17 protein-coding genes and 1 tRNA gene are annotated in these 16,684 nt (G+C 52.4%); 15 read left to right on the top strand and 3 right to left on the bottom strand.

Annotated features, from left to right (window positions below; genetic code table 11):
- The 4 genes from serS to dipM all read left to right on the top strand — a co-directional run.
- Positions 1 to 1,019 (top strand): serine--tRNA ligase (gene serS, locus GAK38_RS21270; RefSeq protein ID WP_325346937.1); only part of this gene is annotated, 1,019 nt, incomplete at its 5' end.
- 37 nt (positions 1,020 to 1,056) lie between these two features.
- A complete protein-coding gene (surE, locus tag GAK38_RS21275) occupies positions 1,057 to 1,824 on the top strand; it encodes a 5'/3'-nucleotidase SurE (RefSeq protein ID WP_325346938.1) in 768 nt (255 codons plus the stop codon).
- Complete coding sequence (locus tag GAK38_RS21280) at positions 1,821 to 2,489, top strand: protein-L-isoaspartate(D-aspartate) O-methyltransferase (protein WP_325346939.1); 669 nt, start codon at positions 1,821 to 1,823, stop codon at positions 2,487 to 2,489. The genes surE and GAK38_RS21280 overlap by 4 nt, the downstream gene beginning before the upstream one ends.
- Positions 2,490 to 2,668: 179 nt before the next feature.
- A complete protein-coding gene (gene dipM / locus GAK38_RS21285; RefSeq protein ID WP_325346940.1) occupies positions 2,669 to 3,922 on the top strand; it encodes a cell division endopeptidase DipM in 1,254 nt (417 codons plus the stop codon).
- A gap of 168 nt (positions 3,923 to 4,090) precedes the next feature.
- Here dipM and GAK38_RS21290 read toward each other — a convergent pair whose 3' ends face one another.
- The gene (locus GAK38_RS21290; protein ID WP_105518428.1) at positions 4,091 to 4,954 is read right to left on the bottom strand and encodes an ATP-binding protein; all 864 of its coding nucleotides are present in this window, start codon (positions 4,952 to 4,954) and stop codon (positions 4,091 to 4,093) included.
- Positions 4,955 to 5,113: 159 nt separating this feature from the next.
- On the opposite strand from GAK38_RS21290, the gene yajC reads away from it, so the two are divergent.
- The 4 genes from yajC (at position 5,114) to GAK38_RS21310 (ending at position 9,130) form a co-directional block, all read left to right on the top strand.
- Complete coding sequence (yajC, locus tag GAK38_RS21295; RefSeq protein ID WP_325346941.1) at positions 5,114 to 5,455, top strand: preprotein translocase subunit YajC; 342 nt, start codon at positions 5,114 to 5,116, stop codon at positions 5,453 to 5,455.
- Between the two features lie 167 nt (positions 5,456 to 5,622).
- Positions 5,623 to 7,899: a protein translocase subunit SecDF gene (gene secDF, locus GAK38_RS21300; protein ID WP_325346942.1), complete on the top strand. Its 2,277-nt coding sequence runs from the start codon at positions 5,623 to 5,625 to the stop codon at positions 7,897 to 7,899.
- 2 nt (positions 7,900 to 7,901) lie between these two features.
- Complete coding sequence (locus GAK38_RS21305; protein ID WP_325346943.1) at positions 7,902 to 8,291, top strand: Mth938-like domain-containing protein; 390 nt, start codon at positions 7,902 to 7,904, stop codon at positions 8,289 to 8,291.
- A gap of 5 nt (positions 8,292 to 8,296) precedes the next feature.
- Positions 8,297 to 9,130: a phytoene/squalene synthase family protein gene (locus GAK38_RS21310; RefSeq protein WP_325346944.1), complete on the top strand. Its 834-nt coding sequence runs from the start codon at positions 8,297 to 8,299 to the stop codon at positions 9,128 to 9,130.
- Between the two features lie 75 nt (positions 9,131 to 9,205).
- On the opposite strand, the gene trmFO is transcribed toward GAK38_RS21310, so the two are convergent.
- A complete protein-coding gene (gene trmFO / locus GAK38_RS21315) occupies positions 9,206 to 10,612 on the bottom strand; it encodes a methylenetetrahydrofolate--tRNA-(uracil(54)-C(5))-methyltransferase (FADH(2)-oxidizing) TrmFO (protein ID WP_325346945.1) in 1,407 nt (468 codons plus the stop codon).
- A 246-nt stretch (positions 10,613 to 10,858) separates the two neighbouring features.
- On the bottom strand, positions 10,859 to 11,005 hold the full coding sequence (locus GAK38_RS24020; RefSeq protein WP_007874707.1) for a DUF1127 domain-containing protein: 147 nt from the start codon (positions 11,003 to 11,005) through the stop codon (positions 10,859 to 10,861).
- Positions 11,006 to 11,439: 434 nt separating this feature from the next.
- Here GAK38_RS24020 and GAK38_RS21320 point away from each other — a divergent pair, with 434 nt between their 5' ends.
- From GAK38_RS21320 to GAK38_RS21350, 7 genes are all read left to right on the top strand, one after another.
- Entirely contained in the window at positions 11,440 to 12,546 is a 1,107-nt protein-coding gene (locus GAK38_RS21320; RefSeq protein ID WP_325346946.1) for a DUF2157 domain-containing protein, read from the top strand.
- Between the two features lie 14 nt (positions 12,547 to 12,560).
- Positions 12,561 to 13,133 (top strand): GDYXXLXY domain-containing protein, encoded by a 573-nt coding sequence (locus GAK38_RS21325; RefSeq protein WP_325346947.1) that lies wholly within the window; start codon positions 12,561 to 12,563, stop codon positions 13,131 to 13,133.
- A 228-nt stretch (positions 13,134 to 13,361) separates the two neighbouring features.
- Positions 13,362 to 13,444: transfer RNA gene (locus tag GAK38_RS21330), tRNA-Leu, on the top strand.
- A 145-nt stretch (positions 13,445 to 13,589) separates the two neighbouring features.
- The gene (locus GAK38_RS21335) at positions 13,590 to 14,951 is read left to right on the top strand and encodes a DUF6538 domain-containing protein (RefSeq protein WP_325346948.1); all 1,362 of its coding nucleotides are present in this window, start codon (positions 13,590 to 13,592) and stop codon (positions 14,949 to 14,951) included.
- Positions 14,952 to 15,153: 202 nt separating this feature from the next.
- Entirely contained in the window at positions 15,154 to 15,687 is a 534-nt protein-coding gene (locus tag GAK38_RS21340; RefSeq protein ID WP_325346949.1) for a hypothetical protein, read from the top strand.
- Between the two features lie 9 nt (positions 15,688 to 15,696).
- Positions 15,697 to 16,044, top strand: a complete 348-nt coding sequence (locus tag GAK38_RS21345) for a hypothetical protein (protein WP_325346950.1) — start codon at positions 15,697 to 15,699, stop codon at positions 16,042 to 16,044.
- Between the two features lie 132 nt (positions 16,045 to 16,176).
- On the top strand, positions 16,177 to 16,684 hold a 508-nt coding region (locus tag GAK38_RS21350), incomplete at its 3' end, for a transposase (protein ID WP_325346951.1).

A 16,684-nucleotide genomic window follows, 5' to 3' on the forward strand; every position in this document is an offset into this window, starting at 1 on the left:
AAGCAGAACGCCGTCTGGTCAAGGAACTGAACGACGCGCTTTCGAGCCTGCCAAATGTGCCAGCAGATGATGTGCCGCTTGGTAAGGACGAGGCAGATAATGTCGAAGTCCGCCGCATTGGCAATCAACGTAATTTCTCGTTCCAGCCAAAAGAACATTATGAGCTGGGCGAAGCACTTGGCTACATGGATTTTGAGCGCGCGGCAAAGATCGCCGGTGCGCGGTTTACGATTCTCAAAGGCCCGCTCGCCCGTCTTGAACGTGCGCTTGGCCAGTTCATGCTTGATCTGCACACCACCGAAAACGGCTATACTGAAACCATGCCGCCGCTGATGGTGCGCGACGAAGCTGTTTATGGCACAGGCCAACTGCCGAAATTTTCGGAAGACCTGTTCCGCACCACGGATGGTCGTTGGTTGATTCCAACGGCGGAAGTGCCGTTGACCAATCTAGTTGCGGACGAGATTGTCGATCTCAAGTCGCTGCCTCAGCGTTATACCGCGCTGACACCTTGCTTCCGTTCGGAAGCGGGTTCTGCAGGCCGTGACACACGCGGAATGCTGCGCCAGCATCAGTTCATGAAGGTCGAGATGGTTTCGGTCACTGACGCAGACAGCTCGGCTGCTGAACATGAACGCATGACAGCCTGTGCGGAAGAAGTTCTCAAGCGCCTTGGTCTTCCGTTCCGTACTGTTGTTCTGTGCACGGGTGATATGGGCTTTGGCGCGCAGAAGACCTACGACATTGAAGTATGGATGCCTGGACAGAACGCTTATCGCGAAATTTCCAGCTGCTCGGTCTGTGGAGACTTCCAGGGCCGCCGTATGAACGCGCGCTATCGCCCGGAAGGTGAGAAAGCCACGCGTTTTGTTCATACCCTCAACGGTTCGGGTGTTGCTGTTGGTCGCGCTCTGATTGCTGTGATGGAAAATTATCAGCAGGAAGACGGCAGCATTCATATTCCTGAAGCATTGCAGCCATACATGGGCGGCCTCACGCGCATTGAGAAAGCCGCGTGAACTAAAACATTAATGATGTGAATGAAGGAGAGACGACGTGCGAATTCTGCTGATGAACGATGATGGTATCCACGCTGAAGGCCTCGCAGTTCTGGAGCGTATCGCACGCCAGCTCTCCGATGATGTCTGGGTCGTCGCTCCTGAAACTGACCAGAGCGGCCTTGCACACTCGTTGACGCTGTCAGAGCCACTGCGCCTGCGCAAGATTGATGATCGTCATTTTGCACTGCGTGGCACGCCGACTGATTGCGTTATCATGGGCGTTCGCCATGTTTTGCCAGAAGCACCGGACCTCATCCTGTCGGGTGTAAATTCGGGTGCCAATATGGCTGATGACGTGACCTATTCAGGCACGGTCGCTGGTGCGATGGAAGGCACGCTTCTCGGTGTAAAGGCAATAGCGCTGTCGCAGGAATATGACTACGAAGATGGTCGCCGTATCCTGCCTTGGGAAACAGCGGAGGCTCACGCACCTGGGCTTATCAAGAAGCTGGTTGAAGCTGGTTGGCCAGAGGGCGTCCTTCTCAATCTGAATTTCCCGAATTGCGCACCGGATAAAGTCAAAGGCACACGCGTCACTGCACAGGGCAAGTTGAGCCACGATGCACGGCTCGATGAGCGTCGCGACGGTCGCGGTTTCCCTTATTTCTGGCTGCAGTTCGGTCGCACCAAGGCAGAAGTCGCCAGCGATAGCGACATTGCCGCAATCCGCGCTGATTACATCTCGGTGACGCCGCTGCATCTCGACCTGACAGCTCAGAAGGTTCGCGCTGAATTGAGCAAGACTCTTGGGGTTGAAGCATGAATCAGGCTGTGTCTGAACGCCCGCAGCTTTCGGACAGGGAAGGATTTGCATCCTTCGTAATGCGTATGAGAGCGCGTGGCATCAATGATGCCCGCCTCTTTGCGGCAATTGAAGCGACCCCGCGACAGAGCTTCATGGGCTCTTCATGGGCGCATCTTGCTTTCAGCCAGCGCACCGCACCGCTTGATTGCGGTGAGTATATTGAAGGTATCGACGATCAGGCGCGGGTTATCTCTGCGCTCAATCTGGAAACGGGACACCGTGTTCTGGAAATCGGTACAGGTTCGGGCTTTACAGCCGCCGTTATGTCTATGCTTTCTGGCCGCGTGACGACAGTTGAACGTTATCGCAAGCTCTGCGACCGTGCCTTGCAGCAATTCGTGACACTCACGCGCGAAAATATCATGGTGAAGCACGCGGATGGTCGCCACGGAATGCCGGGTGGGCCATTCGATCGTATCGTGATCTGGCTGGCCTGTGAGGATATTCCGCGCCATTTTGTGGAGCTTCTGGCAACCCATGGCGTTCTCGTTGCGTCAGTAGGGCCGGGCGATGGTATGCAGATGGTAACGCGCATCGCAAAAGTAGGTAGCCGTTTCGAGCAGGAAAACATTATGCCTGTTCGTTATCAGCCATTTATCGAGGGCATTTCCTCCGTTTTGTGAGGAAGTGGCCCGCGTATTTATCCTTTAAAAGCTCAGGGTTTGTGGAGCATTGCGGGCAATGCCGTGGCACTTTTGTGTGCTTATGGTGTTTAATTGGTGAATATTTTTTCGAAGAAATCTCGATTCTTAACCAGCGAGTAACATTAACGCGTTTTAATGAGTCCAAGTGAGTTTTAGAGTTGGGCGAGTTGAACATGCGTTTTTCAATATTGCAGCATACGTCCGAACGTCTTCTGCGGAATGCAGCGATCGTTCTCATTGCCGGTTTTGGTGCAGGGTGTAGCGCCGATACAATGCGCTTCACGGATGGTGTTTACACAGGCTCCACGTCTAATCAGCGTGTTGTGCAACAACAGCCTGCTGGCGATGTTTACGCATCTGCGCCAGTGGCGGCGGCTCAGCCGGTTTCGAGTGGGTCCGTACAGCGTAACAGCCTGCCTCCTGTGTCGTCTGCACCGGTCGCTGCTGCTGCAACGCAGGCACAGAATCAGGTTTATCAGGCGCAAAATAATGCCGCCAATCGAGTGAATGGCGCCGTTAATAGTGCCGGAACTCAGGTCGCCAGTGCTGCCGGTGCTGCAAATAATGCAGCTGCCAATGCGAAGTCGCAGGTTCTGGGTCAGCTGCCAGCCACCGCAAATGGCGTTCCTCTGCCTGCCGCAAATCATACTGTTGCTCCTGCTCCAGTCGCGAACGCTGCTCCACAGCCAGCTGCAGCTGGTGGTGGTTACACGGTTAAGTCAGGTGATTCGCTCTTCTCGATTGCGCAGAAGCACAACGTACCGGTTGAACAGTTGAAGCAGGCAAATGGCCTGACAAACGGAGCAATCCGCGTCGGTCAGAATCTGGCTATCCCATCGGCACCAGGTGCGGCAACGCAGGTTGCAGCCGCTGCACCTCAGCCAGTGAAACCTGCAGCTCCTGCACCTGTGCAGACCGCTTCGGTTGCACCTGACGCAGCATCGAACGTCAAGCCTTACACGCCGCCTCAGGCGAGCAACAAGGTCATTGAAGATGCGAAAAAGGATCAGTCCGCTGCGCCATCTTCAACGGGTATCTCGCAGATGCGATGGCCAGTTCGCGGTCGCGTTCTCGCAAGCTTCGGTCAGCGTGACGGCACTTCCGTGAATGACGGCATCGACATTATGGTGCCGGAAGGTACCGCTGTTAAGGCTGCTAAAAACGGCGTCGTTATCTATGCAGGCGACGGTTTGAAAGAGTTCGGCCAGACAGTTCTTATCCGCCACGACAATGGTCTGGTTACGGTTTACAGCCACAACAGCCAGATTCTTGTGCAGCGCGGCCAGAAGGTTCGTCGCGGAGAAGATATCGCCAAGTCCGGCATGAGCGGCAACGCAAAGTCGCCAAAGCTGCATTTTGAAGTGCGCAAGAACTCTTCGCCGGTCAATCCATCCAAGTATCTGGAATCTTGATCGGAATTGCATCGCGTAAATAAGAAAGGCGGGTCTCGGACCCGCCTTTCTTATTTACGCCTTCAGTTGCAGTGGTCCAGTTAAGAATGAATCCCTGGACCCGCTTTAACTGCCTGTTTTTACACATCATCCGACGCACAGCCGCTTCGCACTTTTGCTGGAAATACCTTAAATCGCTTTGCCGAGCCGGCCAGCGAGATCCTGAATATATTGCCAGGCAACACGGCCTGAGCGATTGCCACGCGTGGTCGACCAGGTCAGCGCCTCTGCGTGCATCGCCTGCGGATCGTAATCCAACTTATAATGCGCGGCATAGCCGTCAACCATCGCCAGGTAGTCATCCTGACTGCATTTATGGAAACCAAGCCACAGGCCGAAACGATCGGACAGCGAAACCTTTTCTTCAATCGCTTCCGATGGATTAACAGCAGTCGAGCGCTCGTTATCGATCATATCGCGCGGCATCAGATGGCGGCGATTGGACGTCGCATAGAAAATTACGTTGTCTGGACGGCCTTCAACGCCACCTTCAAGTGCAGCTTTCAGCGACTTATAGGACGTATCATCGTGATCGAACGAAAGATCATCGCAGAACAGAATGAAGCGATAGTCCGTTTCCTTGATGATATTCATCAGGGCAGGCAGGCTGTCGATATCTTCGCGGTGGATTTCAACGAGCTTGAGCGGCAGTTTGTCGGCCTGTTCGGCGTTGACGCTGGCTTGAGCAGCCTTGACGAGCGATGATTTGCCCATACCGCGCGCGCCCCAGAGCAGGACATTGTTTGCCGGATAACCTTTGGCAAAACGGCGGGTATTGTCGACAAGCTGGTCACGCACCAAATCAACGCCACGAATGAGCGCTATATCGACGCGATTAACACGTTTGACCGGATCAAGTGTCAGTCGCTCCGGTGCCCAGACGAAGCAGTCAGCGGCTTCAAGATCAGGTATGCCTGGTTGCGGTGGTGCAATGCGCTCCAAAGCAGCAATCAGGCGGTCTAGTTTCTGGCTGAGTATATTTTCGGTGGTCATTCCAAGCCCTCAAATAGTGAGGATCAGGGCTTAACATGCCACAGCAGGCGGGAAAAGTGTGTGACCTTGGCGCAGTAGGGCCTTCGCCGGTTGCAATTGTCGCGCTAACCATTGTAATGCCGTAAAGAATTTGTCTTCGAGACTTCAGAGGAGTTCCTAATGTTCGTAACACCGGCTTTTGCACAAGCCTCCGGCGGCGCCGCTGGACCAGACATGCTCATGAGCATCCTGCCTTTCGTCCTGATTTTCGTAATCATGTATTTCCTCATCATCCGCCCTCAGCGTACCCAGATGAAGAAGCGTCAGGAAATGCTGGCAGCAGTTCGTCGCGGCGACACGGTTGTGACCGGTGGCGGCATCGTTGGTAAGGTCCAGAAGGTCCATGACGACGGCGAGCTCGATGTTGAAATCGCTGAAGGCGTTAAGATCCGCGTTCTGCGCAGCGCTCTTTCTGAAGTGCGCGTTAAGGGCGAACCAGTCGTCGACAACAAGAACAAGTAATTTTTACCAGACTAATCGAGCCCCGGTAAGGTTTCCATAACCGGGGCTCGATCATTATCGTGCATGTGCCTTGTCTTTGGATATGGCGCGTTCACAAAGCCGGAGGGCAGTTCGCGAATGCACTCCTCCAGCAAGATCTACCCAAGCCGAAACGGATTTGCTGCTCGATGCTTTATTTTTCACGTTGGAAATCGGCTCTGATCTGGTTGGCAATCATTGCCAGCTTCATCATTGCGTCGCCTAATTTTTTCTCGCGTGAAACACTGGCAAATCTGCCCGGATTTTTGCCCACAAAGCAGGTCGCACTCGGCCTTGATCTTTCGGGTGGTTCTCGACTCGTCCTTCAGGTGCAGAATGCTGCCAGTGGCGATCTTGATCGCACTAAAGACATTATGCGGCAGCGTCTGGAAGAACTTGGCTACGGCAGCCCTATCGTCGAGGAAGAGGGCCGTAATCGGATTCGCGTTGAAGTCCCGGGCCTTTATGACGCCCAGCTTCTGAAAGATATTCTCAGTATTCGTGGCAATCTCTCGTTCCGTTCGGTTGATGACAGCATGTCTCCCGACGATGCGATCCGCGGAGAACCACCAGCTGACAGCGCGGTTGTCTATTCCTATGACGATCCACCAGTCGGCTATCTCGTCAAAAACGAGCCTATTTTTACCGGTGAAGATGTCACCGATGCAAAAGCAACCCTTGCCGAAGACGATAACGAACCAGTCATTACGCTGACGCTGGACGAGAAGGGGCGCAGCAGTCTCGCTGCTGCGACCGCTCAGGCCGCTGGCAAGAGCTTCGCAATTGTCATCGATAATCAGGTTGTTTCAGCGCCTGTCGTAGACGGACAGCTTGACACGAATGAGCTTGAAATTTCTGGCGGCTTTGATCTGCAGGCTGCCAATAATATGGCCGTCGTTCTGCGTTCGGGCGCATTGCCAAAGGCTGTTTCAGTTCTTGAAGAACGTACCATCGCTTCGGCTCTGGGTGACGACTATGCAAGTGCAGCGGTATTCGCAGCACTTCTGGCGGCGCTGCTAGTCGGCCTGTTCATGATCCTGTCCTACGGCATCCTCGGCGTGATCGCCATGGTGACGCTTGTCGTCAACATGATCATTCTGATAGCGATCATATCACTGATTGGAGCATCGATAACGCTTGCTAGCGTTGCGGGTCTGGTGCTGATCATCGGTATGGCCGTTGATGCCAATATTCTGATTTACGAACGTGTGCGGGAAGATCGCCGCAAAGGCTATTCCGTTGTTCAGGCGATGGAATCTGGCTTCTATCGCGCGCTTTCGACCATCGTTGACGCCAACCTCACAACGATGATTGCAGCTCTCGTTCTGTTCCTGCTTGGCTCAGGTCCGGTACATGGCTTTGCGCTCACTGTTACAATCGGTATCCTTACAACACTATTCACGACGCTGACCTTCACGCGTTTGCTGATCGCCCAATGGGTGCGCACGGCAAAGCCAAAAGAAATCCCGAAGCGTCGCCTGAAGCTCGTTCCGACCGTTACGCATATTCCGTTCATGCGTCTTCAGTTCGTGACCCTCGGCATTTCCGTTCTGGCTTCAGCAATCGTTGTCGCTCTCTTCGTCAATATCGGCATCAATTACGGCATCGATTTCCGTGGTGGTTCGATGGTCGAATTACAGGCTCGCAGCGGTGATGCCAATCTGGCTGACATTGAAGAACGCATGAGCGAGCTCAATATTGAGAGCGTGCGCGTGTTGCCTGTCAAATCCCCACGTTCTGCGCTTGTCCTTATTGGCAGCCAGGAAGTGGGCGACGATGCGGAACAGACCGTTGCGGTGAAACTGCGTGGTGAATTCGAACAGGACTACTCGTTCCAGCGTGTTGAGGTTGTCGGCCCAACCGTTTCGGAACAGCTTTCACAGGCCGGTCTTCTTGCGCTGTTCCTGTCGCTTGCCGGTATCTTCGTCTATGTCTGGATCAGGTTCCGTTGGCAGCTGGCGCTTGGCGCTGTTCTTTCGACGCTACACGACGTCATCATTCTGGCGGGTGTCTTCATTGTCTTCCGCATGGAATTCAATCTTTGGAGTGTTGCGGCGGTTCTGACAATCATCGGTTATTCGCTGAATGATACCATCGTGATTTATGACCGCGTGCGTGAAAACTTGAAGCGCTATAACAGTGCGCCGCTGCCCGCGATTATTGATGCCTCCATCAATCAGACCTTGTCGCGTACATTGCCGACAGCCTTTGTGACTTTCATTGCGCATATTCCGCTCTATATGTTTGGTGGAGCAGATATCCGCATGTTTGCACTGGCATTGAGCGTGGGCATCATCGTGGCAACCTATTCTTCGATCTTTATTGCAGCACCTTTGCTCGTACAGTTCGGCCTCAAGCCGCGCGCTGCTGATGGTGACGATGCAATGGGCGATGATCTTGCACAGTCGCTCAATCTGGATAATTAGACATGGCTAAGGGTATAGAAATTCGTGAGGCCCACTTTCCGGGCCGCGCACCAATTGATGCATATGGCAATGGCGGTTTCCGCTTCGCCTATATGTCGCATATTGGCTCTATTCTGTGCCTGCCATCCGGCATTCATGGCTGGGAACCGCAGACGCCGCCAATCCTGTCACGCCGTGATCTGGGGGCCATTCTTGAACAGGCGAGTGACATTGAAATCCTGTTGGTGGGAACGGGAATGGATCTTCGCCGCATTCCGGAAGATGTGCGCGCTATGCTGCGCGAGCATCGTATTTCCTCCGATCCAATGAGTACGGGCGCTGCCGTGCGCACATATAATGTGCTGCTCGCCGAAGATCGTGCGGTTGCAGCGGCGCTGATTGCGGTAGACTGATTTCCATGAACCAGAATGAGGCACATTGCCTGGCGCTTCTGCGCGAAGCCGACCGGGATCGTTATCTTTCGGTGCTCTATGCGCCGGAAGAAAAACGTGGCGCGCTTGCTGCGCTTTATGCGTTCAATTCAGAAATTGCTCGGATTCGTGACCTGGTACACGAGCCATTACCCGGTGAAGTCCGTCTGCAATGGTGGCGCGATCTCATCAATGAGGAGGAACGTGGCAGTGCAGATGCCCATCCTGTTGCTGCAGCGCTGATCGATACGATTACCAAATATGATTTGCCGCGCGTGGCTTTCGACAATTATTGCGATGCCCGCATTTTCGATCTCTATGACGAACCGATGCCAAGCCGGAACGATCTGGAAGGCTATTGCGGCGAAACCGCTTCGGCACTTATCCAGCTAGCCGGTTTCATTCTTGATCGTGATGCGGCGCAGGCCCATACCGAGACAGTTGGCCATGCCGGAGTTGCACAGGCCGTGACTGGCCTCCTGCGCCTTATGCCGATTCATCGCCGTCGCGGGCAGCTTTATGTGCCTGCCGATATGCTGCAGGCGGTTGGCGTGACGCGCGACGCCTTCCTCGGCATCGCCGACAAGTCCGCTCATGAGCGCGTCATCACTGTGATGATGGCTCTCGCGCGTGAACATCTGGCAATCTTTGATAAGGCCAAGAAAGATCTGCCCAAAAGCCTCAGCCCTGCATTTCTACCGCTGGCGCTTGTTCCGGCCTATCTCAGCTCTGTTGAACGGCTTGGTAGTAAAGCTTCTGATCAGGTGGCCGACCTTTCAGCCATACGCAAACAATGGCTGATGTTTCGATCTAATTTTTAAAACAGATAAGGCGGTTTTCCTGAATAAGAAAACCGCCTTATCTTTTTGAATTAAAACTATAAATCTTTTCCAAACTTACGCGTTGTTGCCGAGCCATTCCTGGAAATCGGCGAGTGCGCGTGCAGATAGCGCGCGCTTTTTTGCAAGCGTCTTTTCCTTGCCGCGCAGCCGCTTACCTTCTGGTATAGGCACGTCGATTGGTGGGAACAGACCAAAATTCACGTTCATTGGCTGGAATGAGCGTTTACCCGGTTCATCGTCGTCAGCAACAATGTGGCCGCCAGTGATATGGCCGAGCAGGGCGCCAAAAGCTGTGGTCTGCGGCGGTGCCACCGGTGTCTTGCCAAGCTTTTCAGCAGCGGTGAAACGTCCGGCCAGCAGTCCGATTGCCGATGATTCGACGTAACCTTCACAGCCGGTAATCTGGCCAGCGAAGCGCAGGTTTTCGCGAGACTTCAACCGCAGCACATTATCGAGCAGCACTGGCGAATTGAGATAGGTGTTGCGGTGCAGGCCGCCAAGACGCGCAAATTCTGCATTCTCAAGGCCGGGGATCATTTTGAAGATGCCGGTCTGCGAGCCGTATTTCAATTTCGTCTGGAAACCGACCATATTGTAGAGCGTGCCAAGCGCATTATCCTGACGCAACTGCACGACCGCATAGGCCTTGACCGTCGGATTGTGCTCATTGGTGAGGCCCATTGGCTTCATCGGGCCATGGCGCAAGGTTTCCGGGCCGCGTTCGGCCATCACTTCGATAGGCAGACAGCCATCGAAATAGGGCGTGCCTTCCCATTCCTTGAAATCGGTCGTGTCGCCTTCGATAAGGGCAGCAACGAAAGCCTCATACTGCTCTTTGTCCGTGGGACAGTTGATGTAGTCCTTGCCGGTGCCGCCTGGCCCAACCTTGTCATAGCGCGACTGGAACCAGCACACATCCATATTGATCGAATCAAAATGGATGATCGGCGCGATGGCATCAAAGAATGCGAGCGCATCAGCACCTGTTTGTGCCTGAATCGCTTCTGCAAGCGTCGGCGCAGTCAGTGGGCCGGTCGCGACAATCGTCGTGCCCCAGTCTTCGGGCGGTAGGCCGGTGACTTCTTCGCGTTCAATGGTAATCAGCGGGTGCGCTTCTAGTTTTGCAGTCACTGCCTGCGAAAAGCCTTCGCGATCGACCGCGAGTGCGCCACCAGCTGGAACCTGATGTGCGTCGGCACAAGCCATAATCAGCGAGCCTGCAAGGCGCATTTCGGCATGAAGTACGCCGACGGCATTGGTCTCAGCGTCGTCCGAGCGGAAAGAATTCGAGCAGACCAGCTCTGCAAGCTGGTCCGTCTTATGCGCGTCTGTGCCGCGAACGGGGCGCATTTCATGCAAAACCACAGGAACGCCAGCCTGCGCAATTTGCCACGCGGCTTCGGAGCCTGCGAGACCGCCGCCTACGACATGTACGGGGGAGAGATTGGTATCTTTTGACATGGCAAATCCCTTACCTCCTTTGAATGTCGCCTTCAATGGGAGAAGCGCATCAGAGCAGGGAACCTATACCACAAAAACAAATGGCATCCGGCGCGGAAGGAGGTGCGACGGGATGCCATTATTGTCAGACCGGAATTGGGAGGAGGAGAGACCGGTCTTGGTATCGCAAAGCATGGGAGGAGGAGTGCTTTGCGACGAACCGGGCCTGATGGGAGGAGGATTCAGGCCCAGCAAAGTCAAATCTGATTAGCGTCCCTTGGACTGACGCGCGACAAACGGAATGTCTGCGCGGGAAATGCCAAGATCGTTAAGTTCGCGAGTCGAAAGCTGGTTAAGCTCGTTGACAGTATCGCGGTAACGGCGCCAGTTATTGTATGAGCGAAGCAGGTTCATCGTTTTATTCCTTCATCTTTGAGGAACTGTGGTTCAATTCATCTCGTTGTGTTGCCCATTATATAACTCATTGTTTTCGCTACTTGCAGACCCGAGTTTGCATAGCTGCTCTGCGGGTTCTGCACGACGGACTAAATCGATTAGACTGTTCAGGCACAAAATTGCCGTAAAGGACCTCGACCTAACTATTTGCCGGCTGGCGAGTTTCTTATATGTTTCCTAGTGGATTGAATTTGACGTTTGGACACGGACCGACATACATGCTGCTCCAAACGTCAAATTCGAAAAATCCACTAGATTCATAATATTGCTGGTGGTTTTTAGGTTTCGATATTTGTTCAACGCGAGTCTCATCCGGTTAGAAATATCGGAATCTAACCACCAGCCACTTGGATTAAGCTTCGTATCAACGGATAGATTGTTCGGGAGTTGTTTTGTCGTTTTCAGTTTCAGTAGAGCGCCTGATCGAGCGATGGCAGCATGATGGCCTTATCGATGCCGACACGGCTTCGCGGCTGAATGCCGATCTTGAAAAACGTGCCCCCCGGTTCAGTCTCGGCTCGGTTCTCGCAACACTTGGCGGGCTGTTGCTTGGCGCTGCGGTCATCATGCTAGTTGCAGCCAACTGGCAGGATATGCCGCGCATCATGCGTATCGGTCTTATCTTCGCATTGATCTGGGTGTGCTATATCGGCGGTGCATGGCGTGAGCTGCGCGGCGACAAGCTGTTACCGCAGGTGCTCTATATAATAGCTGCAGCATCATTCGGCGCAGGCATCGCACTTGTTGGTCAGATGTATCACCTGTCTGGCGATGTTCATTCGGCGGCTGTGGTCTGGGCGGGCGGTGTTCTTGTAGCAGCGTTTCTGCTGCGCTCTCCGGTTCTGGCTGTGTTCGGTGCAGCCGTCGCCTGCTTTTATTTGGGGACCTATGCGTTCAGCAACGAATATGGCGATCTGAATTACCGATGGGTAGGCCCGTTGCTGGTTCTGGTTGGGGCAGTTGCCGCGCGTTTCACGCAATCCCGCCACGCAGCCCATTTATGGTGCCTGTTCGTTCTGGGCTGGGCGGTGCTTCTTTATTCTGAAAACGAAAGCCGGGCGATTCTCGGCATGATGCTGGTTATTGGTATTGCTTTCATGCTCGCCGACGCCTTTGCCCATGATGCGCTTCAGAAGCTCACACGCTTTGCGCATCCGCTGGCATCTTATGGCCTGCTGCTTGCGCTGTTGGCGCTTGGCATTCTGCAAGTTGACAAGATGCTTTCCATCATTTTTGATAAGAACATCACGCAGGATGTCGTCTATGGCATTTTCATTCTGGCGCTATCGATCGGTTCGTTAGCCGTGTGCGGGCGAGACAATGGCAGTTTGCGTTCCATTGCCTATGCAGCTTTCTCATTTGAAGTGCTCTATCTCGCCTTCTCGACGGTGGACTCGATTATCGGTACATCCGGTTTCTTCCTGACAACAGGCGTGCTGGTGCTGCTCCTTGCAGCCTTCGTGCGACGTATGGAGAGCCGGTTCGGGCGAAAGCGCTAAGTGGAGGCAAAGCCATGAGCTTATTCAAGAGTAAGTGGCTTTATGCCGGTGCCGTTGTCGCTGCAGTGCTCCAGACAGGCATTCTTTATGCAAGTATTGAGAAACGCGCCTCAGTGCTTCGGTCTGGCAATGAGATCGTGCTGCAGACACGACCGATTGATCCGCGTGATCTGATTCGTGGTGATTACGTTATCCTCGGCTATGACATCACATCGATCAACCGCAACATCATTCAGGGTAAGCCTGAGGACGGTGCCCGCACAGTCTATGTAGCGCTGAAGCCCGACGCTCAGGGCTTGTGGCATCTTTCGCGTGCGTCCTTTGAACCGTTTACTGATCTCGCATCTGGCGAGAAGCAGATTCGCGGTCATTCGGTCTATGCGATTTCTGATTATCCTGATGCGACCATCAGTATGCGTTACGGCATAGAACGCTATTACGTGCCGGAGGGTGAGGGGCGTGCAATTGAGGATAACCAGCGTGATTTACAGATCACTGCCGTGGTTGCCGTTGACGATACAGGCACGGCTGTCATGAAAGCTTTACGTGATAATGGCGAGCAACTTTATCAGGAGCCGCTCTATTAATCGACTTCTGAACGAAAAGGGGCTTGGCTAAGACGACAAGATCGCTATATAGGGGCGGAAAGCACGAAAGCGCTTCGGCTTGAAAGAGCTGGCAAATCTATGCCGGTAAAACGGCTTTTTTCCTTTGAACCGGGAAAATTGAATGATATAGAGACGCGCGCTTTCGAGAGGCGGTTCAATATCTGAGGCGAATTTAGTGCGTTCGGTGGAATGCACTTCGGTTCAGAGGCGGATATGGCGAAATTGGTAGACGCACCAGATTTAGGTTCTGGCGGGAGACCGTGGGGGTTCGAGTCCCTCTATCCGCACCATTATTCTTGAAGTAAAAATCAGCTAAAGCATTGTAATAAAATGATAAATCGACAATTAAAAAATTGCCGATTTACAAATTTATCCTAAACTGTGATACATATCGTGCTACATAGTGGGTTTTAAACTCTGTTTTGAGGTGCGTTTATGGGGCGGTTTACGAACAAAAAGGACCCGGATCGGTTTCTGTTCGAGCGGACTGGCAACTACTATTATCGTCGTCGTGTTCCGGGAAATATCGCCCATATAGATGAACGTGCGCCAACGATTCGCGTTTCGCTCAAGACTGATGATCTGGCTCTTGCCAGATCCAAGCGTGACTTGATGGAAGAGGCTGACAATATCCTCTGGGCATCAATGATCATGGATGAGCCGCGAGATCCCGCCCGTGCGCGCTATGAGGCTTCTATGCGTCGAATAGAGGTGCTTGGTCTCACATATAGATCCTCGCAAGCCATGGCCGCAAATTCTTCGCTGGAAGAGATCGTCACGCGTTTGGAAATGGTCGCCACACACAGGATGCCGCAGGAGCTGGCGCAAGGTGTGGCCGGTATGATCCCTGTGCCGCCTGTGACGGTCAGCAAGGCATTCGATATTTACTGCGATGAAATCGTTCCGGATGAGCTGGTCAACAAAAGTGCCGTCCAAAAAGCGCAGTGGAAGAAGGTTAAGCTGCGCGCAGTGAATAACTTCATCCAGATCGTCAGTGACAAGGCGATGATTGACATCACACGCGATGATGCGATGAAGCTCTATCGCCACTGGCTGGAGCGGATCGCGCCGAAGGATGGCAAGATTACGCACTCCGCATCTTCTGGGAATCGCGGCATTGGGAATATGCGCGTGCTCTATGATGCCTATTTCAATTACATCGGTGAGGAAGGGAAGCAAAACCCGTTTGCACGTCTCAATTTCTCGAACAAGAAAAAGCGTTCGCGCCCGCCGTTCCCACGTGAATGGCTTATCAGCACAATTATGAAACCGGGAAACCTCGAAACGCTGAATGATGAGGCGAGGGGGATTGTGCTTGCTTTAATCGAAACTGGTGCGCGGCCAAGTGAGCTGGCAAACCTGTCGCCGTCCTCGATCCGCCTGTCACATAAAGTGCCGCACATCGCTATTGAGCCGCGTGATGACCCGGATGATCCGCGTGAGATTAAAACCTCTTCATCGGAGCGTATCGTGCCACTGGTGGGCGTTGCGTTGGCCGTGTTCCAGAAACACAAAGAAGGCTTTCCGCGTTACAGGAACCGCGAGAATGACCTGTCGGCAACCTTGAATAAGTATTTCAAGGAAAACAGTCTGTTCCCGACACCAAACCATAAAATCTATTCGTTCTGGCATTCGTTCGAGGATCGTATGAAAGAGGCGAACATAGATGACGAACTGCGTCGTATACTCATGGGCCACACAATAGAACGCCCGCGCTATGGCACGGGCGGTTCGCTCGATTGGCGTTGTGATGAGTTGAAGAAAATTTCGCTGCCGTTCAGCCCGATGATTGTTTAACGCCATCAAAAGGCCGCCATAAATTGAAATGGAAATACACCGTTAGATATTCTGATTCACACCTGCATTTTATCGGATAATTTTTAAATGATGTTTTAATAGTTTCTTTTTCTATTTACTTAAATAAAACATTGCATTTAGCTGGTTTTGGTAAATCGGTGTCTGTGTATAAAAACCCTACAATTATAAAAAAGGGGGAACTATGTTAAAGCGTTTTGTGCGTAAAATTCGTACCTTGCGTAAGTTGGCGGAAATAATTGCGGCGCAACCAAATAGACTGGATGAAGTGACGCAAAAATTAGATTTTGTTGCCGAAAAGATAAGTGATCTTAATGCCAATCGAGGCGCTCATTATCGCGATGAAGTAGTACCGAAATTAGATTTCGTTGTTGAACAAATTAATTCTTTAAATGTCAGTCACAGTGCTGATTATACTGAAATTTTAAATTACATTAATCAGGTCAACGGTAAGACTGATCAGATTATAGATGAATCAAAAGAAATAAAAAATATTAATTTTGCTAATAATTCTATTTTTGAATCAGGTATAGATAGAGTCAAGCAAACGGTAAATATGATAGCTGCCAACCGCAAACCGGAGGGTAGGATTAAAGTAGTTTTTCTTATTCATAATTTCTCTGCATGGGATTCATTGAGTGATGTCTATGATTCCATGCTCTCTGCAGAAGATTTTGAACCATTAGTAATTAGCATAAAGAGACGTTTTCCGGGTTAGAATAAATATTTGTTTGAAGAAGAGACCCACGAAAAATTGAACCAGTATGGTATCAATCATATTCGTTTTTCTATGGATGATGACTACGAAGGCCTTGATATACTGAAGGCTATTGCTTTTGATATAATCTTTCGCCAGTCTCAATGGGATAATGATATTTCCGCTGCATATCATGTCCGAGAGTTACGTTTTGCTAAATTATGCTACGTGCCTTATGCGATCTTGAGCCCGATCGAAACTCGAGAACCAAATACAGACCCAAATAGCGATTCAATGTTGCACAGGTCAGTCTGGCGTTATTTTACTTCTTCGGCAGAGGAAAAAGATAGACTTCAATTTCATAATCGTACGGAGTAAGGTAAGCCCACGGTGAAGGCCGTCTTGTAAGGTGTCGCAGAACATCGGAAGTCCTAGCAGGCTGTTGAAAAAGGCCTGGCGTGAAGACTTTGGTCGTGATTCATTGGCTTTGTGGAGATTCGGAGTTGATGGATGCGCGGCGGCGATGTGAGGACAGGTCAACTCTTCAGTTATGTCGATCTGGAGGATCGTGTTCGTCGTGATCATCCGCTGCGGGCAATCCGGCAGATCGTGAACGACGCGCTCGTTTTGCTGGAACGGGAGTTCGCAGCGCTCTATTCGCCGATCGGGCGGCCATCGATCGCGCCTGAAAAGCTTCTGCGCGCCATGCTTCTGCAAGCCTTCTATTCAATCCGCTCTGAGCGACTTTTGATGGAGCGGTTGGAATACGACCTTCTATTCCGCTGGTTCGTCGACATTGGCATTGACGATCCAGCTTGGGACCATTCGGTGTTTTCGAAGAACCGCGACCGGCTGCTGGAAGGCGACATCGCCGCGAAGTTCCTGGGTGCGATCCTTTCGCAGCCCAAGGTAAAGCGGCTGCTGTCAACGGACCACTTCTCTGTCGATGGCACGCTGATCGAAGCCTGGGCGTCGATCAAGAGCTTCAAGCCGAAGAACGGCTCGGGCGAATCACCAT

Origin of the sequence: Xylophilus sp. (assembly GCA_009914555.1) — a bacterium.
Lineage (GTDB): Bacteria > Pseudomonadota > Gammaproteobacteria > Burkholderiales > Burkholderiaceae_C > WNDY01.